Annotated in this window: 25 protein-coding genes and 1 pseudogene; 12 read left to right on the forward strand and 14 right to left on the reverse strand. The window is 70.0% G+C overall.

Translation table 11 applies throughout. From position 1 onward, the window contains the following. Positions 1-86 precede the first annotated feature (86 nt). Positions 87-1,607 (reverse strand): MFS transporter, encoded by a 1,521-nt coding sequence (locus tag DX116_RS05610; RefSeq protein ID WP_199715936.1) that lies wholly within the window; start codon positions 1,605-1,607, stop codon positions 87-89. Between the two features lie 102 nt (positions 1,608-1,709). Between DX116_RS05610 and DX116_RS05615 the strand changes: the two genes are divergently transcribed. Beyond that, the gene (locus tag DX116_RS05615) at positions 1,710-2,237 is read left to right on the forward strand and encodes a TetR/AcrR family transcriptional regulator (protein WP_119703176.1); all 528 of its coding nucleotides are present in this window, start codon (positions 1,710-1,712) and stop codon (positions 2,235-2,237) included. A gap of 110 nt (positions 2,238-2,347) precedes the next feature. Beyond that, on the forward strand, positions 2,348-3,562 hold the full coding sequence (locus tag DX116_RS05620; protein WP_119703177.1) for a glycerophosphodiester phosphodiesterase: 1,215 nt from the start codon (positions 2,348-2,350) through the stop codon (positions 3,560-3,562). Positions 3,563-3,595: 33 nt separating this feature from the next. On the opposite strand, the gene DX116_RS20475 is transcribed toward DX116_RS05620, so the two are convergent. The 4 genes from DX116_RS20475 to DX116_RS05640 form a co-directional block, all read right to left on the reverse strand. Next, entirely contained in the window at positions 3,596-4,210 is a 615-nt protein-coding gene (locus DX116_RS20475; RefSeq protein ID WP_119704143.1) for an IMPACT family protein, read from the reverse strand. After that, complete coding sequence (locus DX116_RS05630) at positions 4,207-4,974, reverse strand: class I SAM-dependent methyltransferase (RefSeq protein ID WP_119703178.1); 768 nt, start codon at positions 4,972-4,974, stop codon at positions 4,207-4,209. The genes DX116_RS20475 and DX116_RS05630 overlap by 4 nt, the downstream gene beginning before the upstream one ends. 103 nt (positions 4,975-5,077) lie before the next feature. Continuing rightward, a complete protein-coding gene (locus tag DX116_RS05635) occupies positions 5,078-5,881 on the reverse strand; it encodes a crotonase/enoyl-CoA hydratase family protein (protein WP_119703179.1) in 804 nt (267 codons plus the stop codon). 44 nt (positions 5,882-5,925) lie between these two features. Continuing rightward, on the reverse strand, positions 5,926-6,885 hold the full coding sequence (locus tag DX116_RS05640) for a MerR family transcriptional regulator (RefSeq protein ID WP_147393596.1): 960 nt from the start codon (positions 6,883-6,885) through the stop codon (positions 5,926-5,928). Between the two features lie 114 nt (positions 6,886-6,999). Here DX116_RS05640 and DX116_RS05645 point away from each other — a divergent pair, with 114 nt between their 5' ends. From DX116_RS05645 to DX116_RS05660, 4 genes are all read left to right on the forward strand, one after another. Continuing rightward, positions 7,000-7,287, forward strand: coding sequence for a WhiB family transcriptional regulator (locus tag DX116_RS05645; protein ID WP_119703181.1), 288 nt, complete (start codon positions 7,000-7,002; stop codon positions 7,285-7,287). Positions 7,288-7,352: 65 nt separating this feature from the next. After that, positions 7,353-7,913, forward strand: a complete 561-nt coding sequence (locus DX116_RS05650) for a type 1 glutamine amidotransferase domain-containing protein (RefSeq protein WP_119703182.1) — start codon at positions 7,353-7,355, stop codon at positions 7,911-7,913. An 8-nt stretch (positions 7,914-7,921) separates the two neighbouring features. Beyond that, a complete protein-coding gene (locus tag DX116_RS05655) occupies positions 7,922-8,239 on the forward strand; it encodes a DUF4235 domain-containing protein (protein ID WP_119703183.1) in 318 nt (105 codons plus the stop codon). Further along, positions 8,236-8,736 (forward strand): mycothiol transferase, encoded by a 501-nt coding sequence (locus DX116_RS05660; protein WP_233556572.1) that lies wholly within the window; start codon positions 8,236-8,238, stop codon positions 8,734-8,736. Before DX116_RS05655 ends, DX116_RS05660 begins: the two co-directional genes overlap by 4 nt. A gap of 12 nt (positions 8,737-8,748) precedes the next feature. Here the strand turns inward: DX116_RS05660 and DX116_RS05665 are convergent, their stop codons facing one another. After that, the gene (locus tag DX116_RS05665) at positions 8,749-9,498 is read right to left on the reverse strand and encodes an enoyl-CoA hydratase (protein ID WP_119703184.1); all 750 of its coding nucleotides are present in this window, start codon (positions 9,496-9,498) and stop codon (positions 8,749-8,751) included. A 108-nt stretch (positions 9,499-9,606) separates the two neighbouring features. On the opposite strand from DX116_RS05665, the gene DX116_RS05670 reads away from it, so the two are divergent. Together DX116_RS05670 and DX116_RS05675 are read left to right on the forward strand one after the other, a co-directional pair. Further along, positions 9,607-10,038, forward strand: a complete 432-nt coding sequence (locus DX116_RS05670) for an SRPBCC family protein (RefSeq protein ID WP_119703185.1) — start codon at positions 9,607-9,609, stop codon at positions 10,036-10,038. Positions 10,039-10,069: 31 nt separating this feature from the next. Further along, a complete protein-coding gene (locus DX116_RS05675) occupies positions 10,070-10,942 on the forward strand; it encodes an alpha/beta fold hydrolase (RefSeq protein WP_119703186.1) in 873 nt (290 codons plus the stop codon). 5 nt (positions 10,943-10,947) lie between these two features. Here DX116_RS05675 and DX116_RS19860 read toward each other — a convergent pair whose 3' ends face one another. From DX116_RS19860 to DX116_RS05695, 5 genes are all read right to left on the reverse strand, one after another. Further along, positions 10,948-11,100 (reverse strand): hypothetical protein, encoded by a 153-nt coding sequence (locus DX116_RS19860; RefSeq protein ID WP_158591912.1) that lies wholly within the window; start codon positions 11,098-11,100, stop codon positions 10,948-10,950. A 24-nt stretch (positions 11,101-11,124) separates the two neighbouring features. Next, positions 11,125-11,784 carry a class I SAM-dependent DNA methyltransferase gene (locus DX116_RS05680; RefSeq protein ID WP_119703187.1) on the reverse strand — a complete coding sequence of 220 codons (660 nt, stop codon included), beginning with the start codon at positions 11,782-11,784 and terminating at the stop codon, positions 11,125-11,127. A 71-nt stretch (positions 11,785-11,855) separates the two neighbouring features. After that, positions 11,856-12,326 (reverse strand): GNAT family N-acetyltransferase, encoded by a 471-nt coding sequence (locus tag DX116_RS20280; protein ID WP_233556573.1) that lies wholly within the window; start codon positions 12,324-12,326, stop codon positions 11,856-11,858. 5 nt (positions 12,327-12,331) lie between these two features. Next, entirely contained in the window at positions 12,332-12,718 is a 387-nt protein-coding gene (locus tag DX116_RS20285) for a nuclear transport factor 2 family protein (protein ID WP_119703188.1), read from the reverse strand. 48 nt (positions 12,719-12,766) lie between these two features. Continuing rightward, positions 12,767-13,216 carry an ATP-binding protein gene (locus tag DX116_RS05695; RefSeq protein ID WP_119703189.1) on the reverse strand — a complete coding sequence of 150 codons (450 nt, stop codon included), beginning with the start codon at positions 13,214-13,216 and terminating at the stop codon, positions 12,767-12,769. A gap of 178 nt (positions 13,217-13,394) precedes the next feature. Here DX116_RS05695 and DX116_RS05700 point away from each other — a divergent pair, with 178 nt between their 5' ends. After that, positions 13,395-13,802 carry a cupin domain-containing protein gene (locus DX116_RS05700; RefSeq protein WP_119703190.1) on the forward strand — a complete coding sequence of 136 codons (408 nt, stop codon included), beginning with the start codon at positions 13,395-13,397 and terminating at the stop codon, positions 13,800-13,802. Between the two features lie 64 nt (positions 13,803-13,866). Here the strand turns inward: DX116_RS05700 and DX116_RS05705 are convergent, their stop codons facing one another. Further along, positions 13,867-14,976, reverse strand: coding sequence for an FAD-dependent monooxygenase (locus DX116_RS05705; protein WP_119703191.1), 1,110 nt, complete (start codon positions 14,974-14,976; stop codon positions 13,867-13,869). Between the two features lie 292 nt (positions 14,977-15,268). Between DX116_RS05705 and DX116_RS05710 the strand changes: the two genes are divergently transcribed. From DX116_RS05710 to DX116_RS05720, 3 genes are all read left to right on the forward strand, one after another. Further along, positions 15,269-16,681, forward strand: coding sequence for an APC family permease (locus tag DX116_RS05710; protein ID WP_119703192.1), 1,413 nt, complete (start codon positions 15,269-15,271; stop codon positions 16,679-16,681). Between the two features lie 71 nt (positions 16,682-16,752). Further along, positions 16,753-17,664 (forward strand): alpha/beta hydrolase, encoded by a 912-nt coding sequence (locus DX116_RS05715; RefSeq protein WP_119703193.1) that lies wholly within the window; start codon positions 16,753-16,755, stop codon positions 17,662-17,664. Beyond that, positions 17,664-18,296: a TetR/AcrR family transcriptional regulator gene (locus tag DX116_RS05720; protein WP_158591913.1), complete on the forward strand. Its 633-nt coding sequence runs from the start codon at positions 17,664-17,666 to the stop codon at positions 18,294-18,296. The genes DX116_RS05715 and DX116_RS05720 overlap by 1 nt, the downstream gene beginning before the upstream one ends. A gap of 25 nt (positions 18,297-18,321) precedes the next feature. Here DX116_RS05720 and DX116_RS20510 read toward each other — a convergent pair. Next, positions 18,322-19,105, reverse strand: a pseudogene (locus tag DX116_RS20510) (FAD-dependent oxidoreductase); the annotation flags it as partial. Positions 19,106-19,461: 356 nt separating this feature from the next. Next, positions 19,462-19,722, reverse strand: coding sequence for a hypothetical protein (locus DX116_RS05730; RefSeq protein WP_119703195.1), 261 nt, complete (start codon positions 19,720-19,722; stop codon positions 19,462-19,464). Between the last annotated feature and the right edge of the window lie 102 nt (positions 19,723-19,824).

Raw genomic sequence — 19,824 nt, forward strand, 5'->3', positions numbered from 1 at the left:
GTGGCGCAGTCCCGTCGCGAGTGGCGCAGTCCTGCGGGACACGCCGTCCCAGAAACACCAGACTGCGCCACTCGCGCACCAGCGGGTCAGGCGTGCTTGAGCGTCCGCCAGGAGACCAGGGCCGCGAGCAGGGCGATCACGATCGCCGCCGCCGAGGTGTACTGGACGCCGAGGTCGAACGCGGCACGCGCCGAGTCGAGCAGGCCGTCGCCGACCTCGTTCGGGTAGTGCTTCGCGACCTGCACGGTGCCGCCGAGCGTCTCGAACGCACCCTGGCGCTCGCCCCACTGCAGCATCGCCGGGTACGTCAGGTGCGAGCGGTACGTGGACGTCAGCACCGTGCCCAGCACCGCCGTGCCCAAGACCGCCCCGATCTCGTACGCCGTCTCGGAGATCGCCGACGCGGCACCGGCCTTCGACGACGGGACGCTCGACAGCATGACGTCGTTGGTGAGCGTCTCGGCCATGCCGATGCCCACGCCCATGACGGTGAACGCGACCGCGACCGACATCACCGAGGGCACGTCGGTCAGCGCCGTGATGGCGTAGCCGGTGGCCGAGGCGACGAAGCTGGCCGTGACGAGCGCGCGGATGCTGACGACGTTGACCAGTCGCACCGCCACGAAGCCCGCGACCACGGTCGCCAGCAGCCCCGGCAGCAGCACGAGCGCGGCGTCCATCGCGGTCAGGCCCAGCACCAGCTGCAGCAGCTGGGCGCCGAGGAACAAGAACCCCGTCAGCCCCATGAGGCTCAGCAGGTTGGCCACGATCGCGCCGCTGAAGACGCGGTTGCCGAACAGCGACAGGTCGATCATCGGCGCCGGGCTCGTGCGCAGCCGGTGCACCAGGGCCCAGGCCGAGACGATGCCGCCGGCGAAGGCCGTGAGCGTCAGGTCGGACAGCCCGTGCTCGGCGAGGTTCTTGATGCCGAACACGAGCGGCAGCATCGCCGTCAGCGACAGGACGATCGCGAGCGGGTCGAGCGGGCTCGGCGACGGATCGCGCGACTCGGGCAGCAGCGCGAGCGCCAGCGGCACCAGGACGACGACGATCGGGACGTTGATCAAGAAGACCGAGCCCCACGACGCGTGGCCCAGCAGCCAGCCGCCCAGCACGGGGCCGAGCGCGGCGCCGCCGGAGAACATCGCGGCCCACGACGCGATCGCGAGCCGGCGGTCGCGCGGGTCGTGGAAGACGTTGCGGATCAACGACAGCGTCGACGGCATCAGGGTCGCGCCGAACACGCCCTGCAGCGCACGGGCGAGCAGGAGCATCTCGGGGCTGCTGCTGTAGGCGGCGACGAGCGACGCGGCGCCGAAGCCGACCGTGCCGAGCAGCAGCAGCCGGCGACGTCCGAAGCGGTCGCCGATCGTGCCCATCGCGATGAGCAGGCCCGCCAGCATGATCGCGTAGAGGTCGACGATCCACAGCAGCTGCGTACCGGTGGGCTTGAGGTCGACGCTGATCGCGGGCAGGGCGAAGCTCAGCACGGTGTTGTCGACCGACACCATGAGCACGGGCAGCATGAGCACCGCCAGCGCTGCCCATTCACGGGGCCCGGCCCTGTGTGCGGTCATGGTTCCGGCGGTGTCGCGGATGGTGGTCATGTCGTCCTCCTCACGGTGAGTTGTCGTCCGATCTACTATACCGTCTGGACGGTTTAGTCACGAACGATCTCGTGGTGACGTCGGTCTCTGTAGAGTTGCGCCATGGCGGCCAAGGAACGATCCACGAGAGACCGCCTGCTCGACGCCTTCGAGACGCTCCTCGTCTCGGCTGGCAGCCGCTCGGCCACGCTCGACGCCGTCGCATCGCACGCCGAGGTCTCCAAGGGCGGGCTGCTGTACCACTTCCACAGCAAGGACGAGCTCGTCGAGGGCATGCTCACCCGCCTGCGCGAGCAGGGCCGTGCCGACGTCGAGAAGATGCGCACCGCCAAGAAGGGGCCCGTCGACTTCTACCTGACCACCTCGATCAACACCGGCAGCGACTTCGACCGGGCCCTGATCGCCGCCGGGCGCATCGCGCAGGAGAACGACTCGCGTGCGTCCGACGCCCTCGGCGACCTGCGCGAGTGGTGGTTCGCGGTGCTGCTCGAGCACCTCGAGGACGAGTCGCTGGCCCGCACCATCCAGCTGATCGGCGACGGGCTCTACTTCGACGACACCACGGGCCTCAACGAGAAGAACGCCCTCAAGCACGTCCGCGACGTGCTCACGCGCCTCGGCGCCCTCTGAGCCTGCCGGCCTCCCCTCGAGCGACGCCGGCCCCGCCGCGAGGCGCACTGTTCACCTGATGTCGGGGTGACGTCCACGCCGTCGTCACCCCGCGAGCGTGCTCTGGAGTCATGACACTCCTCTCACCAGGACCTATCACCCCGCACGTACGCCGCGCCGCCCATGTCATCGGGGCCGCCGCACTCGCCACCGGTCTCGCCGCGGCGCCCGCCACCGCCGGTCCCGCCCCGGTCGTCGACCGTCGCCACGCCGAGCCGCCGAAGCACGCCCAGCCCGTCACGGTCTTCGCCCACCGCGGCGCGTCCGGCTACCGGCCCGAGCACACGCTGGCGGCCTACCAGCTGGCGATCCGGATGGGTGCTGACTACATCGAGCCCGACCTCGTCAGCACCAAGGACGGCGTGCTGGTGGCCCGTCACGAGAACGAGATCAGCGGCACCACCGACGTCGCGGACCACCCCGAGTTCGCGAGCCGCAAGACGACCAAGACGATCGACGGCGTCGCGGTGTCGGGCTGGTTCACCGAGGACTTCACCCTGCGCGAGCTGCGCACGCTGCGCACCAAGGAGCGCCTGCCCGGCGTGCGGGCCGGCAACACCCGCTACGACGGACGCTTCCAGGTGCCGACGTTCGACGAGATCCTCGCCCTCGTCAAGCGTGAGGGCCGCGAGCAGGGGCGGGTCATCGGCGTCGCCCCCGAGACCAAGCACCCGACGTACTTCCGCTCGATCGGGCTGCCGCTCGAGCGTCCGCTGCTGCGCTCGCTGCGCCTGGCCGGCCTCGACTCGCGCCGGGCCAAGGTCGTCATCCAGTCGTTCGAGACGACCAACCTGCGGCAGCTGTCGCGGCAGACCAAGGTCAAGCTGGTGCAGCTGACCTCGGCGACGGGAGCCCCGTACGACCTCGTCGCGCAGGGCGACCCTCGGACGTACGCCGACCTGATGTCGCCCGCCGGCCTGCGGCGCGTGGCGACGTACGCCGACTGGCTGGGCCCCGAGAAGAACAGCGTCATCCCGCGTGACGCGTCCGGCTTCCTCGCCCAGCCCACGTCGGTCGTCGCGGACGCCCACCGGGCGGGGCTCAAGGTCGTGGTTTACACCTTCCGTGACGAGAACCAGTTCCTGCCGGCCGACTTCCGCACCGGGGACGACCCCAACGCCAAGGGCGACATCTTCGGCGAGCTGCAGGCGTTCTTCGGCGCCGGCATCGACGCGGTGTTCAGCGACTACCCCGACACCGCGGTGGCGGCCAGGGACTGGTGGGAGGCGGACGCGACTGCGTCGCTCACGTCCGGTGCTCGCTGGCGCTCGCACCGGGCCGCCTAGCTCGCTTCGCTCGTCCATGGCGGGGCCCGTGGCCTAGGCGTCGACCCAGGACGTGCCGGACGACTCGACGCTCGCGCGTCCCGTGCTCGCCGCGGCGACCTCGGCGGCGAACCGATCCGGGTCGCGCACGCCGACCGTGAACACCACGTCGGCGCCGTACTCGACGTCCGACACGACCCCCAGGGTGCGCAGGCGGTGGTCGAGGGCACCGGCGTCCACCACGGGTGCCGTGACGCGCATCGTGTGGAGCAGGCGGCGCTCCTGCGTGCCTGCCGCGTCGAGCGCGACGCCGACCGCGTCGCCGTAGGCGCGCACCAGGCCACCGGCCCCCAGCAGCGTGCCACCGAACCAGCGGGTCACCACCGCGACGACGTCGCTGACCTCGCGCCGCGTCAGCACCTCGAGCATCGGGGCCCCAGCCGTGCCTGCCGGCTCGCCGTCGTCGTTCGATCGCCGCAGCGACGCGTCCGCCCCGATGACGAACGCGCTGCAGTGGTGCCGTGCGTCGTGGTGCCGCCGACGGGCGGACGCGACGACCTCGCGCGCCGCGGCCTCGTCGTCGACGCGGGCGACGACGGCGAGGAACCGGGAGCGCTTGACCTCGATCTCGGCCGTGGCCGAGCGGGCGAGGGTGCGGTAGGTGCTCAGCTCTTGCGGAGCTTGAGGAAGATGCTGGGGCCGAAGTCGGACTTGGCCAGGCGCTTCTGGCTGATGCGCTCGGCGGCCAGCATGACGCTCTTGGGCAGCACCTTCTTGACCTTCTGGCTGCGCAGGTTGGAGACCGACAGCTTGCTGTCGAGCACCAGCCCGGCCGCGGCCAGCTGACCCACCACGGTGTCGATGTTGTGGTTGACGAAGGCGATCGCGTCGGGCTCGTCGGCCTTGGTCTGGCGGATGTCGACCGGCGCGGTGGGCAGCGGCGTGCCCAGCTTCTTGTGGCGGCGACGGTTCTTGAAGTGGCCGTAGTTGGCGACCTCGATGATCGCGGTGCCGCCCGGCGCCAGCACGCGGGAGATCTCGGCGAACTCGGCCGACGGCTCGGGGATGTGGTGCATGACGCGCACCATCGTGATGAGGTCGAGCTCGCCGTCGGCGAACTTCAGGTCGTCGGCCTGCATCTGCACCTGCTTGATGTCGGTGCCGGCCAGCACCTTCTTGGCGGCCTCGAGCTGGGTGGCGGCAGGCTCGGCCAGCGTCACCTCGTCGGAGAAGGTGCGCAGCAGCAGGCACAGACGACCGAAGCCGCCGCCGATGTCGGCGGCCTTGCGGTAGTGGTTGCCCTTGAGCAGACGCCGGATGGCGATGTGCTCGGCACCGTTCTCGTAGTCGCGGTTGTCCCAGTACTTGGTGTAGTCGTAGTCGCGCTCGTACTGGTTGGCGACCTTCTTGGACGGCTCGTTGTGATCAGTCACTGTGGAACCCTAGCAACCGTCCTTCGGTCGCTGCGCTCCCTCACGCGACTTCGTCGCTAGGAACCATCCTTCGGTCGCTGCGCTCCCTCACGCGACTTCGTCGCTAGGAACCGTGGGTGCGGGGACCGAACTCCGGCTTCTGCTTGGCCGCCCCGGCCTTGCGGGCGATCGAGGTGTTGCGGGCCTTGAACATCGCCGACTGCAGCTTGCGCTCGAGACGCCACGCCTGGCGCTCGCTGCCCCGCCGGGTGCCGTAAACCAGCTGCTTGGTCGCGGCGACCGAGTCGGGTGAGCGCCCGACGATCTGCTCGACGAGCGCGAGCGCCGCGGCGAGCGGGTCGTCGGCGGCCTCGGTGGCCAGGCCGAGCTCGGCGGCACGCGTGCCCGTGAACGACTCCCCCGTCATCGCCAGGCGCATGAGGACGTCGGCGGGCAGCAGCTCGCTGAACGGCAGGGTGCCGGCCATGTCGGGGACGAGCCCCCACTTGGCCTCGAGGATCGCCCACGTGGCGTCGGGCGTGGTGAACCGGAAGTCGGCGCAGGCAGCGAGCTGCAGGCCGGCGCCGTAGCAGTGGCCCTGCACGACGGCGATGACCGGCACCGGCAGCTCGCGCCAGACCTGGTTGACGTACTGGAACCGGTTGAGGCGGCGGGGTCCGGCGAAGAAGAACTTCTTGACCCTGCTCTTCTCGGCGAACGCGGCACCGAAGTCGAGACCGGCGCTGAACGAGCGTCCGGCGCCGCGCAGCAGCACGGCCCGCACGTCGTGGTCGGCCCGCAGCGACTCGGCTGCGGCGATGAGCTCGTCGATCGTCTCGAGGTCGATCCCGTTGAGCTTGTCGGGCCGGTTGAGGGTGACGTGGGCGATCGGGCCGTCGATCTCGACGAGCACGCGGGATGCGGTCATGGCCTCAACCTACCCGCCGGTAGGCAGGCGGGGCCCACGAGAACTCAGCCCACCAATGACGTGATGCGCGCGACCGTCGACTCGAGGCTGACGCTGACGGTCGCCTGCCCGCGCGCGTCCGGCCGGTCAGGCCATCCCGGTCCGCCGAGGATCGCCGTGGTCGGTGGCACCATGCTCGTGACCACCTGCCACATCTCGTCGTCCTCGGTGCGCGGCAAGGACGCCCACACGAAGACGATGGTCGGGCGCAGGTTGGCGGTCATGCTGGCCAGCGCCTTGGCCGGGAACTGCGCGCCGAGCACGTGGCAGGCCCGACCCGCGTCGGCGAGCGCTGCCTCGAGCGCGATCAGGGGCATCGAGTGCAGATCGCTCTCGGCGCTGGCGAGGACGATCGTGGGCCCGTTCGAGTCGAGCCGTCCGGCCGCGCGGGTGTGGGCACGCAGCTCGCCGACGACGACCTCGCTGGTCAGGTGCTCGGCCTCGATGCCGAGCCGGCCCTCCGACCACTCGCGGCCGATGTTGATGAGCGCCGGGGCGATGACCCCTGTCCACGCGCCGATGACGCCGTCGCGGCGCAGGGCCCCCGCGATGAGCGACCGGATGCGGTCGGGTTCGTAGTCGCGCGAGGCCGCGATGATGCCGTCGACGATCTGGTGGTGCTCGAGGTCGTCGCCGTGGTCGTCGCCCGACGCGTCGACCAGCGCCGTGCCGAGGTCGTCGACCGCCGTGGTCTGGGCCACCCGGGCGGCTTCCATCGGCGGAGCTCCGCGGGCGATCAGCGCCTTGATCAGCGTGACCCGCTCGATGTCGGTCTCGGTGTACCGCCGGTGCCCACCGGCCGTGCGGTGCGTGGGGCCGACGCCGTACCGGCGCTCCCACGTGCGCAGCGTGGAGGGGGAGATGCCGAGCCGCTCGGCGACCGAGCCGACGTTCCAGACGATCGCCGCGGGAGCCCCGTCGGCGGCCAAGGGCTCGGGAGCCTCGTCGCGCTCGGGGTTCGGCATGAGCCCAGCATAGAACTTGTTCACCCTCTTGCTCTTTGAACAAGTTCTGAGTAAGTTTTGAATAGAATCCGAATTTCGGGTTTGATCCGCGCCATTGAGGGGAATAACCACACCATGGTCAACGTCAACCGCCTCCCGGGTCCCATGATGGACGCGTACGAATGGCAGTACGAGGGCGCCTGCATGGGCGTCGACAGCTCCGTGTTCTTCTCGCCCGAGGCCGAACGTGGAGCCAAGCGCGAGCGCCGCGAGCAGGCAGCCAAGAAGCTGTGCATGACGTGCCCGGTCATCGAGCGATGCCGCCAGCACGCTCTCGCCGTGCGCGAGCCGTACGGCGTGTGGGGCGGGCTGACCGAGGGCGAGCGCGCCGCGCTGGCCCGCCAGGAGAAGATCGCCAGCTGACTGGCGGCACCCCCGCGCACCTCGGTGCGCCGTGGCGTCCCAGTCGCCAACCCGCAGGAGACCGCATGACCGATGCACTGAACGGCAAGAAGATCGCCTTCCTCACCGCCCAGGTGGGCGTCGAGAAGGCTGAGCTCGTCTCCCCGTGGCAGGCGGTGATCGACGCCGGCGGCACGCCGACGCTCATCGCCCCCGAGAAGTCGCCCGTGCAGTCGATGGTCGGAGACGTCGACAAGGACGACACGTTCGACCCCGACCAGACCGTCGCCGAGGCGTCCGCCGCCGACTTCGACGCCTTGGTGCTGCCGGGCGGCACCGTCAACGCCGACACCGTCCGCGGCGATGCCGCCTCCGTCGCCCTGGTGAAGGCCTTCGTCGACGCCGGCAAGCCCGTGGCCGCGATCTGCCACGGACCCTGGGCCCTCGTCGAGGCCGGCGTGCTGCCGGGCAAGACGCTCACCTCGTTCCCGAGCCTCAAGACCGACATCACCAACGCCGGCGGCTCGTGGCTCGACGAGACGGTCTTCCACTGCCCCGCTGGCGGTTGGGACCTCGTCACGTCGCGCAACCCCGACGACCTCGAAAACTTCAACGCCACCCTCACCGACGTCTTCGCGAAAGCCTGAGGCCCATCGTGCCCGCACACAACGCCAGCAAGGCCCCCGGCAAGGCGCCCAGCACCTCGGCCAAGATCCTGTACCGACCGGTCGGCATCGTCAGCTCGATCGCGGGCGGCCTCGTGGCCAGCCTGATCTTCAAGCAGGTCTGGAAGCGGGTCAGCGCCGGAGACGGCGTCGACCCGCCGGGGCCGCTCGAGTCGGAGTACGACTTCAAGGAGATCCTGCTCGCCGCGGTGATCCAGGGAGCGATCTACTCGGCGGTCAAGACCGTCATCCAGCGCCAGGGCGCCCGCACGTTCGAGCGGGCCACCGGCGAGTGGCCCGGTTCGTGAGCAGCACCGCCGATCTACTCGGCGACGCCTTCGGCCGCATCGGCGAGGGCGTCGTCGACCTCGTCGAGGGCATGACACCGGCCGATCTGGTGCGCCGGGTGGCTCCGGGGGCCAACACCGTCTCCTGGCTCGTGTGGCACCTGCTGCGCGTGCAGGACGATCACGTCGCCGACGTCGCGGGCACCGAGCAGGTGTGGTTCTCGGGCGGGTGGCACGACCGATTCGACTTGCCGTTCGAGCCGGGCGCGACCGGGTACGGCCAGACGCCCGACGAGGTGTCGGCCGTCCGCGCCACCTCCGAGCTGCTCGCGGGCTACGCGCGCGACGTGTCGGCCGCGACCCAGGCGTTCGTCTCGGGTCTGACCGACGACGACCTCGATCGCGTGGTCGACGAGGGATGGGACCCGCCGGTCACCCTCGCCGTCCGCCTCGTCAGCGTCATCGACGACGACCTCAAGCACCTCGGCCAGGCCGAGTACGCCAAGGGTCTGTCCTGACCAACCTGACGGTCACTCGGCGAAGCGCTGCATGAAGGCACGGAACCGCTCGTTGCGCATCGACGATGCCTGAGCCCACGACTCGAACTCCAGCGACGTGGCCAGGTCGGACGTTGCCGCGATGCGCACCGACTCCTTGATGTCGGCCATCAGCCGCGGCTCGCGACCAGCGTAGAGTCGGGCGAGCTCGAGCGCCGTGCCCACGGCGTCGTCGGCCAGCCGGTCGGCGAGACCGATCGCCCCTGCCTCGTCCGCCCCGATCACGGCGCCGGAGAACAGCGCGGCCGTCGCCCGTCCGCGACCGATGCGCTCGGTCAGCATCCAGCTGCACCCGCCACCGGGGTGCAGGCCGATCTCGGCGAACGTCGGGCCGAACCCCGCATGCGGCCCCGCGACGATCACGTCGCAGGCCAGGGCGACGTTCATCCCCGCACCGATCGCGGCGCCGTCGACCGCGGCGATCGTGGGGATCGCGAGGTCGCGGATCCCGAGGAACGACGCGTAGACCTTCATCAGGTGGTCGCGCATCTGCTCGGTCGGACGGTCGAGGTCGCCGAAGAGGTTCGCGAGGTTGGCTCCGGCGCAGAAGGCCTTGCCCGCTCCGGTGACGACGAGGGCTCGGGCGTCGGGATCACCCGCCACGGCCTCGACGGCCGCCGCCAGCTCGTCGAGCAGCGGCCAGTCGAGGGCGTTGCGCCGCTCGGGAGCGTTGAGGGTCAGCAGGCGGACGGGACCGTCGGAGTCGAGCAGCACGAGTGACATGCCGCGACGATAGCCCGTCCGTCGGCGACCGGAGCGCGACGGCGACCCGCTCTGTGACGAGCGTGCGGGACCGGGTTGAGGCACACCGCCGCTGGGTACCTCTCCTGCATGACAACCATCAGCAGGACGTTCACCGTCGACCCCGCACCCTCCGTGGTGCTCGAATACCTGAAGGACTTCTCGCACGCCGAGGAGTGGGACCCGGGCACCGAGAAGTGCCAGCGCATCGACGACGGGCCCCTCACCGTCGGCAGCAGGTGGCACAACACCTCGAAGATCGCGGGCGTCTCGACCGAGCTGGAGTACACGCTCGAGGAGCTCACCGACTCGAAGGTCGTCTTCGCGGGCAAGAACGACTCCGCGACCACCACCGACACCATCACCGTGGTGCCGTCGGGCTCGGGCAGCGAGATCACCTACGAGGCCGTCATCGAGATGAGCGGCGCCGCCAAGCTCGCCACCCCGGTCGTCAAGCTCGTGTTCGAGAAGATCGGCAGCGACACCGAGGACGACATGGTCACGGTGCTCAACAGGCTCTGACCTGCTGCTCCCCCTCTGGCAGGCTGAGGCCATGACCTACCTCGAGGGATCCTTCAGCTCGCAGCAGGACGGCATCGACATCGCGACCTACGCGTGGCCGCTGCCCGAGGGCGTGGCCGCCCACGGCGTCGTGCAGATCGCGCACGGCCTGGCCGAGCACGCGGCGCGCTACGACCGGTTCGCCACGGCGCTCAACGCCGCGGGCTATCACGTCCATGCCAACGACCACCGCGGCCACGGCCGCTCGATTCACGCCGCGCCCGGCGACTTCGGCGCCCCCGGCTTCGCCGGGCTGCAGGCCGACGTGGTGCAGCTCGGCGAGCAGCTGCGTGCCCAGCACCCCGAGCTGCCGCTCGCGCTGCTGGGCCACTCGATGGGGTCGTTCGCGACCCAGCACGTGCTCCTCTCGCGCTCCGACCTCTACGACGCGGTGGTGCTGTCGGGCTCGACCGCGCTCGACGTTCTTGCCGCGGGCATGGGCGACGGGCCCGTCGGCGACCTCAGCGCGTTCAACGCGCCCTTCGAGAACCGCACGGGCTACGAGTGGCTGTCGCGCGACGAGGCCGAGGTCGACGCCTACGTCGCCGACCCCCTGTGCGGCTTCGACCTGCCGGCCGAGACCCTGCCGGCGCTGTTCGCCGGCACCGAGCGCCTCGCCGACCCGGCCGCGCTCTCGGCCATCCGGTCGGAGCTGCCGATCCTGCTCGCGTCCGGCACCGACGACCCCCTGGCCGGCGGCGGCGAGCTGATCGAGCTGCTCGCGACGCGCTACCGCGACGCGGGGGTCGCCCACGTGTCGGTGCAGCTCTACGCGCAGGGACGCCACGAGATCCTCAACGAGACTAACCGCGACGAGGTGACCGCCGACGTCATCGCGTGGCTCGACGGTCACCTCGGACGCTAGGACGATCAGCCGAAGCTGGGCTTCGCGGCATCGGTGACGTGCACCGATTGCTCGTCCATCAGCGCGTCGCCGGCCGGCAGCAGCGTGGCGGTGCGCACCAGGTCGGCGCGGTGCTGCGTCACGTAGGCACGGAACGCGTCGTCCTTCTCGGATCTCATGGGCTTTCCTCCGCTGTCATGCCCCTATGACGGATGCGGACCCCGCCGAGGTTGCACGGCTGCCTGAACCTGCAGCCCCAGGTGGCACTCCGCGAACCGGTGGACGTCGTCGGGCTGCGCCACCAGGCGCCACCGCTCGACGATCCCGGCCGCCGCCAGCACGTCTGCCATGGCGTCGGCGTGCCACCGCCAGGCGCGGGCGACCCGGTGGTCGAACTCGATGACCCGGTCCCCCGGGTCGTCGGCGCACTGGAACGCGACCACGACACGGGCCCCGGGCTGCAGCCGCCGAGCCCAGCCCAGCACCACCTCGGGTACGTCGTCCGGCGGCACGTGGATGAGGCTGAAGCGAGCCAGCAGACCCACCAGCGTCCGGTCGTCGTCGAGACCGTCGAGGGCCGCGTCGGCGGCCACGAACCGGATGTCCGGATGGCTGCGCCGAGCGATCTCGAGCATCCCGCTCGACGGGTCGACCCCCACGACGTCCAGGCCAGCTGCGGCGAGGTCGGCGGTGACGTGCCCGGTGCCGCAGCCGACGTCGACGACCGGTCCCGCGAGCCCCGAGGCCGAGATCTCGTCGGCCAGCAGCGCGACGGCACGGCGTTCGAGGGACGAGGCGTAGCCGTCGGGGAACGCCTCCTCGTAGGCCTCGGCGAGCGCGTCGTACCCGGGCTGCGTCGTCACGATCCCGATCGTCCCACGGAGGCTACCCGCGAGCCCCGCGCTGACGTCCTGTGACCACGATGCCCCCGGGCTCACAGAGCCCGCGACCAGGCGACCTCTCGCTCGAGCTGACCGGTCTGCCGGAAGAGGACCACCTGGTGCGCGTCGGGCAACGCGGCCGCGAGCTCGTCCCGGTCGGCGGAGGTGAACCCGAGCTTCTGCCAGAACGGACCGGACCGGCGCGAGAACAGCCAGGCGCGACGCACGCCCGCAGCGCGCGCTTCGTCCAGCGCCAGCTGCGCGAGTCTGGTCCCGGCGCCGACCGCTCGACGCCCCGGTGCCACTGCCACGCTGCGGATCAGCGCGTGCTCGCCGTCGGCGCTCAGCTCGAAGCCCGTGCTGCCGACGATCTCGTTGCGGTCGTCCCGCTCGGCCCACAGCCGAACCGCGGGCGCGTCGAGGCCGGCGAGCGTCAGGTCGACGCGCTGCAGGAACTCCCGCACGTCCGCCACGTCGGCGGGCTCGACGGGCCTGAGACCCGTCTCGCTGCGATGGCGAGCCACGACGATCAGGCCGACTGCTGGCGCTCGAACGCCGCGCGGATGGGTGCGGTGTCGTAGACGATGTGCAGCGTCGTGATGAGCCCGGCGGAGTCCAGCTCGGCGACGTCGACCACCGTGAACGGCGCCGGCTCCCCGCTCGCGAGCGTCCAGTCGAAGTCGAACCAGAAGCTGACGACCGGCAGCCCGTCCAGCTGCCCCGCCATCGTCGTGCGCAACGTCAGCCGCGACTGCCCGGTGTCGGCGAACAGGGCCGGGTAGAACTCGGCAGCCGGCAGCGTCCCGTAGAGCGGTGAGTCGACCCTCCCGGACGGCGAGAACAGCGCCAGCACCCGTTCGGTGCTGCCCTGCGCCAGGGCTTCGAGGTACTCGCCGACCAGCTGCTCGTGCGTCATGAGTCGATCCCATCACGCGGCACCGGCTCCGCCGACAGCCCGTTCGGGTCACGCGTGCTGTGAGACCTTGGCCTCGACGCCGTAGTGCAGCTCGGCGGTGACCCGCAGGCCCTCGTCGTGGTCGACGTACCAGGAGTCGCACAGGTGGTCGACGATGATGAGCCCGCGCCCCCTCAGGTTGACGTCGCTGAACTCCTGGGGGCTCAGCAGCGTGCGGGGTCCGCCGTCGTGGACGCTGATGCGCAGGCGCTCGTCGTCGACGCACCACGACACGTCCAGCAGTCCTCGCGAGTTCGGTGCGCCGTGCTCGAGGCTGTTGGCGACCAGCTCGGACAGCACCAGGGTCGCGTCGTCGACGACGCCGCGCGTCAGACCGTGCTCGAGCAGCTCGCTGGCGAACATCTGGCGCGCCGTCCGCGCGCTGCTGAGGTCGAACGGCAGCTGGACGGTGGTGCACGGATCGTCGTCCTGCGCGGCGTGGGACGTTCCGGCGGGCATGGGTCACTCCTAGCGATCGTGATCGTCCCGACGTGCGGACGCTCCCGCCGTCTTACCCCGAGCCCCGAGCGGTCAAACGAGGCACCACTGCGAGCCGGCTCGACCTCACATATTGGATGCAACTCATGTCAGTTGGTATGCTGATCTTCCAAGACACACCGACCACGGGGAGAAGATCATGGCCAGCACGACGAAGAAACCGGCACCGGGTCAGACGACCGGTGCGAGCACCGGTCCGACCTTCGACCCCGTCGACTTCGCCGCCGAGCTGGACGTCGTCGCGAGCAACCGCGCGGTCGGCACGGACGTCTGGTTCGAGAACGAGCACGTGCAGATCTGGGACCTCTCGCTGCAGCCCGGCGAGCGCGTGCCGTTCCACACCCACGACCACACCTACTTCTGGACGGTGACCGACGCGGGCCGGGTCATGCAGCGATACGACGACGGCACGAGCCGCGTCGTCGACGTCGAGGTCGGCCACACCAACTTCCTCACCTATCAGGGTGACGAGTGCACCGTCCACGACCTCGAGAATGTCGGCGACACCTTCTTCCGCTGCGTCACGGTGGTCCTGAAGGATCTGTGACGCGACGTGACGTGACGTGCGTGCGCGGCGGCCGGTGCCGAGCATCGGCTGCCGCGCACGGGCATCAGGAGGAGGCCGTCACCGCGAGATCAGCGTTCCTCGCGGCGATGGCCTCCGGCGTGGCCGGGAACAAGATGGCCGCGCCGTCGCCGGCCAGGTCCTGTGCGGCCTCGACGACCGGGGCGATGCGCGCGTCGTACATCCTCAACGCCGAGGGCACGTCGTCGCACTCGTCCAGCACGTCAGCCAACGTCGCCGCGCCCACCATGGCCAGGCTCGTGCCCATGCCGGAGAAGAACGAGGCGCAGTAGCCGGCGTCGCCGACCAGGACGGCCCGGCCGGACACCCGGCTCGTCATCCGGATCTGGCTCACCGAGTCGAAGTACAGATCGTCCGACCGGTCGACCTCGCCGAGCACCGCAGGCACTTTCCAGCCCGTCACGTCGCGGAACGCATCGGCGACCATCGACTTGTGCTGGTCTACGTCACGGTAGTCGTAGTCGATCCTCTCCGACCTGAAGCCGAGGAGTGCCGAGCAGTCCGCGCCGTCGCCGCGCAGCATCAGCATGCGCCCGGGCACGTTGAACACCTCCGACCCGTGGACGCCCGATCCCTGCGAGGTGCGCCGCAGCACGGCCACGTACAGCCCGAGGTGGTGCAGGTACTGCTCCTCGGGTCCGAAGACGAGCTGACGGACCCTGGAGTGCATCCCGTCGGCACCCACGACCAGGTCGGCTCGCACCGTGCCGCGTCCGTGGAGCTCCACCGAGACACCCGCGGCGCTCTCCGTGACGTGCTCGATCCACGAGCCGTAGACGAACCTGACGGCATCAGGCACCGAGCCGCGCAAGATGTCGCTCAGGGCGTCCCGCGAGATCTCGATGTCGTCAGGACTGTCGTACAGGTCGATGTTGGGGCGGATCGTGGCTTGCACCCGACCGTCGGGGTCCACGAAGTCGAACCGGTCCTCGTAGGTCACGCGCGCGGACGCGATGGCGTCGAGCAGGCCCATGCGGCGAGCGACGTCGACGGCCGCTCCCCGCACGTCGACGGCGACCCCGCCCTGACGAGGTGCCTGGGCACGCTCCACGACGGTCACGGCATGACCTGCGGAAGCCAGCAGGTGCGCCGTGGTCAGGCCTGCCACGGATGCTCCGGAGATGACGACGTCCATCGATGAACCCTTCGCTGTAGGTGTTCCGCGCTCGGCGGACCGCGCCCAGACTGCACATTTGGGATGCGATATGTCAACTATTGCATTTACGTGTCTGGAGAGCGGCGGGGTTACGGACGTGTGACAGATCACGTCGAGCCCTTGACGCCGAACATATTGGATGCAACTCTCAGAACCCGAATTCGTATTCGCATTAGGCTATACGACGATCCCAGAGGTGGACCATGACCATCGACATCCCTCGACCGGCGGCGTCGCCCGCGCGACCTAGCCCCAGCGGCGAGGCAGTGACATGACGACGGAGACACACGACGAGCTGTCCGGCGGCCGCTTGAAGCGCGACACCATCGGTGCGTTCGGCCTGACCTTCATGGTCGTGGCCGCCGCAGCGCCACTCACCGCCATGGCGTCCAACCTGTCCCTCAGCCTCGCGTTCGGTGTCGGCGGCGGGACCGTCGGTCTGCTCATCGTCGTCGCGGCCCTGCTGGGCATCTTCGCCGTGGCGTACGTGGTGCTGAGCCGCCACGTGACCAACGCCGGCGCCTACTACGCGTTCATCGGGTTCGGCCTCGGCAAGACCGCCGGCGCCGGAGCGGCTTTCGTCGCCACCGTCGCCTACAACCTCGCTGCCGGAGGGATGATCGCCGCCACCGGTTACTTCGCCGCGGCGACCGTCGAGTCCGAGCTGGGTCTCGACGCGCCGTGGTACGCGTACGGCGTCGTGGCGCTGGCGCTCACCGCGTACCTGGGCCGTCGAGGGGTCGAGATCACGCAGCGGTTCACGACCGGCATCTCCTTGCTCCAGTTCGCCGTGATCATCGCGCTCGGGGTCGCCATCCTCTGGCAGCGACCCGGAGGCTGGTCGCTCGGCGTGTTCACGCCGGGCCAGATGTTCGAGGGCAATGTCGCGATGACCCTCGTCTTCTGCATCTTGTCGTTCGTCGGCTTCGAGGCCACTGCCATCTACGGGGAGGAGGCCAAGGCCGCTCGGCGCAGCATCAAGGTCGCGACCTACACGTCGCTGGCGCTCCTGGTGGCGGTGTTCGTCTTCTCCACCTGGTCCATCACTGCGGCGTTCCCCGACGTCCAGGCCGAGGCGGCGAGCGACCCGGGCTCGCTCGTGTTCCGCACGGCAGACACGTATCTCGGCGGATGGTCGGGAGGCGTGCTCTCGACGCTCGTCACGATCAGCTTCCTCGCCGCGGGGATCGCGTTCCACAACATGGCGACTCGCTACCACTACGCCCTCGGACGAGCGCGACTGCTGCCGGTGCGGCTCGCGCACACGCACCCCCACCTGGGGACGCCGTCGGTCGGCAGCGCCGTGCAGATCGGGATCTCCGTCCTGATCCTCGCTCCGTTCGTCATCACGAAGGCCGATCCGATCATCAACCTGTTCCCCGCCGTCTCGGGCATCACCAGCCTGTCGCTGACCGCCCTCATGATCGGCTGCTGCGCCAGCATCGTCGTGGCTGCCGTGGCGGGACGGCTGCCGGAGAGCCGCTGGGCCACGATGGTCGCGCCCGGGGTCGCGGGCGTCAGCCTCGTCGCGATCTGCGGGATCATCATCGCCAACTACCAGGAGGTCACCGGCAGCACGGAGCTCGTGATCGCCCTGATGCCCCTGATCCCTGTCGCCGCGGCGATCTACGGAGCCCTCGCCTTCCGGCGGGTCGGCGACGCCGACCTCGACGCACACCTGTGAGACGGGGTGGGGCGGCACCCGCGTGCCGCCCCACCCACCCTGACCACTTCATCTTCTCGAGGACACCCGCCGTGGACCGACACCTGGACGAGCTCATGCCGCCCATCCCGTACGAGGACGTGGCCCCTGCAGCGCTGCTGCGTCCGCCCGCGACCTCGGTCGTGCCGGGCGCCGCGAGCCATCTCGGGCTGATCTACGCGCAGGTGATGGGGTGGCGACCGCTGCGCCTCGACGTCCACCTCCCCACCGCCACCACCACTCGGGCGCCCGCAGTGATCTACGTCCACGGCGGAAGCTTCATAGGAGGCATCCCCGCCATGGGTCCGTGGACGTCGCTACCGCTCCACGGCATCGCCGTGGTGTCGGTGTCCTACCGACTGACCGGCGAGGTGTCGTTCCCCGAACCCGTCGAGGACGTCCGCGCAGCAGTGCGCTGGGTGCGGGACCACGCCGACGAGTGGGGCATCGACCCCGGGCGCCTGGCGCTGTGGGGCAGCTCGGCGGGAGCCCTGCTCTCCGGCATCGCCGCCGTCAGCGACGACCGTCCACTCGGCCGGCGCGTCGGCTCGAGCCAGGCGTCCTCGCACGTCTCGGCGGCGATCGGCCACTACGGCGTCAGCGACCTGCGCTCCCTGGCGCAGGACGCCATCCCCGGTTCCGAGACCCAGGCCACCGAGCTTGGCGCGATCATGGACCGATTCGTCGGGTCCTCGACCGTCCCGCCTTCCGTGACCTCCCACCTCGGACTCGCGAAGTCCGTCCCACCCCCGTTCCTCCTGGTGCACGGCGATGCGGACCAACGCGTCGGTCCCGGGCAGTCCAGGCGCCTGCACGACGGCCTCGTCGCTGCCGGAGGCACCAGCACCTACCTCGAGATCCCCGGTGCCGACCACGGAACCCAGGAGTTCTTCCGCGACCCGGTCGTCGGGCGCTGCGTGCAGTTCCTCCGCCAGGCATGGGACGCGCCTACCATGGTCACCTGATGAGCGCCGACACCATCGAGCACCTCCAAGCCAGGAGCCGTCGCTCCGCCGAGCAGATCCTCCGGGCGGCCGTGCAGGTCATCACGCGTCAGGGCATCCACGACTTCACGATGTCCGCCGTCTCCGACGCCGCCGGCATCTCCATCGGCGGCGTCTACGGCCGCTACCCCAACAAGGAGGCACTCCTGCGGGCCGTCAAGGACGAGGTGCTGACGGGTCTGGAGACCGACGTGCAGCGACAGCTCGACGCCGCCGACCCCGGTTCGAGAGCCTTGCTCGGCGCCTTCACCCACGTCGTCTCCAACGCCTTCGCCGAGTCCAGCGGGTTGTACGCCTTCATCTTCATCCACAGCGCCCAGGACGCCGCCATGAAGGCCCGCGGATTCGCGTTCCACCAGCGCGTCAAGGGACTGCTGCAGGAGCGGCTCCTCGATCACGGCGTCACCGACCAGACCGGGGTGGACGTGGCGTACGACATGATCATGCAGAGCCTGCTGATGCGGGTCATCTCGATGGGCAACGTGCCGGACGGCGAGGTGCCCTATGCCGGGTTCCCCGACCCCGATCTCTACGCGCGAGAGATCGTGCTCGCTGTCGACGCCTACGTGGCGCAGCGATCGCGCCCCGCCTGACGCCCGCCTCCTCGCGCCCGGGGAGTCACAGGTTGATCATGAGCCCGACGAGACCGTGGAACGTCTCCTGGAGCGCCTCGTTGAGAGCCGGGTGCGTGTGCACGTTGCGCGAGAGCTCGAACGCCCCGAGGTCCCACTTCTGGGCGAGCGTCAGCTCGGGCAGAAGTGGGACACGTCCGGACCGATCAGGTGCTCGCCCAGCGGCTCGCCGTGCTCTGCGCCGGCGACGGTCGTGACGAAGCCGGTCGGCTCGCCGAGACCGTGCGCCTTGCCGTTCGCCGGGAACGGCAACGTGACCGCGGTGACCGATCGCCCTTCCGCCTCGGCCTCGGCCTGCGTCAGGCCGAAGCTGGCCGCCTGCGGTTGCGTGAAGGTCGCGCGAGGCATCATCCGGTAGTCGCCCAGCTCCATGGTCTGCGCGCCGCCGATCGTCTCGGCCGCGACGACGCCCTGCGCCTCGGCGACGTGGGCCAGCTGCAGCTTCATCGTCACGTCGACGATCGCGTAGATGTGCGGGACGCTCGTCCGCATCCGGTCGTCGATCGCGATCGCGCCCCGCTCGTCCAGCTCTACCCCTGCGGACTCCAGGCCGATCCCCTCCACGACGGTCGAGTCCGTGACCGATCACGGCGACCGGACTCGACCGTCGTGGAGGTCAGGATCCCGATGCCCAGCTTCTTGGAGGCCTTGGCGATCTCTCGCGAGATCGTCGGGTCCTCGTTCGGCAGCGCACGGTCGAGGTGCTCCACGATCGTGACGTCCACACCGTAGGCGCGTGCGACGTAGCCGAGCTCCATGCCGATCGCGCCGGCTCCGATGACCAGCATCGAGGATCTGCTCCTCGTACGTGACGACACGGGTGAAGGTCACCTGCTCGACCGCTCCGCCGTCGAGTCGGACGTCCATGCTGTTCGGCCCGGTCAGCACACCTCGTTCCTCGATCTCGGTGATGCCGTTCTCCTTCATTAGGAAGTGGACGCCCTTGACGCGACCCTCGGCCACGGTGCGGCTGCGGCGGTGCGCGACCCAGCAGTCGAAGGTGACGTCGCCGACGATGCCGAAGTCGGCCGCGTGGTGCCGGTAGGTGCTGGCGATCTCGGCGTTGCGCAGCAGCGCCTTCGACGGGATGCACCCGACGCTGCCGCGATGCCGAGGTTGATCTCCCTCATCTGGCACGCGCCTCGGCGTCCTCGGCGAGCACGCCGTCGGGTTCGAGGAGGCGGAGCGGGTCGTTCGCGTACGGGTAGAAGCGCGTGCCGCCGAGCGCCGGACCCAGCCGCGTGTCGTGGACGGCGATCCGCCGTGAGTCCCGTCCTCTCGTGTGGTGGAGGCGGACGGACTCGTGCGAGTCCAGCACGATCTCCCCGCCGAGCTCGAAGATGCTGGGGCTGTCGGTCGGCTGCCCGGCGCTGATGATGCCTCCCACGACGATCTGCTCATGTGAACAGGCAACAAGTGACATGTTTGACTCGCTAACATTGACCGATCACTCAGTTTCGGTCAATACTGTGATCCACAACAGGCCTGG

This window comes from Aeromicrobium endophyticum, assembly GCF_003586285.1.
GTDB lineage: Bacteria > Actinomycetota > Actinomycetes > Propionibacteriales > Nocardioidaceae > Aeromicrobium > Aeromicrobium endophyticum.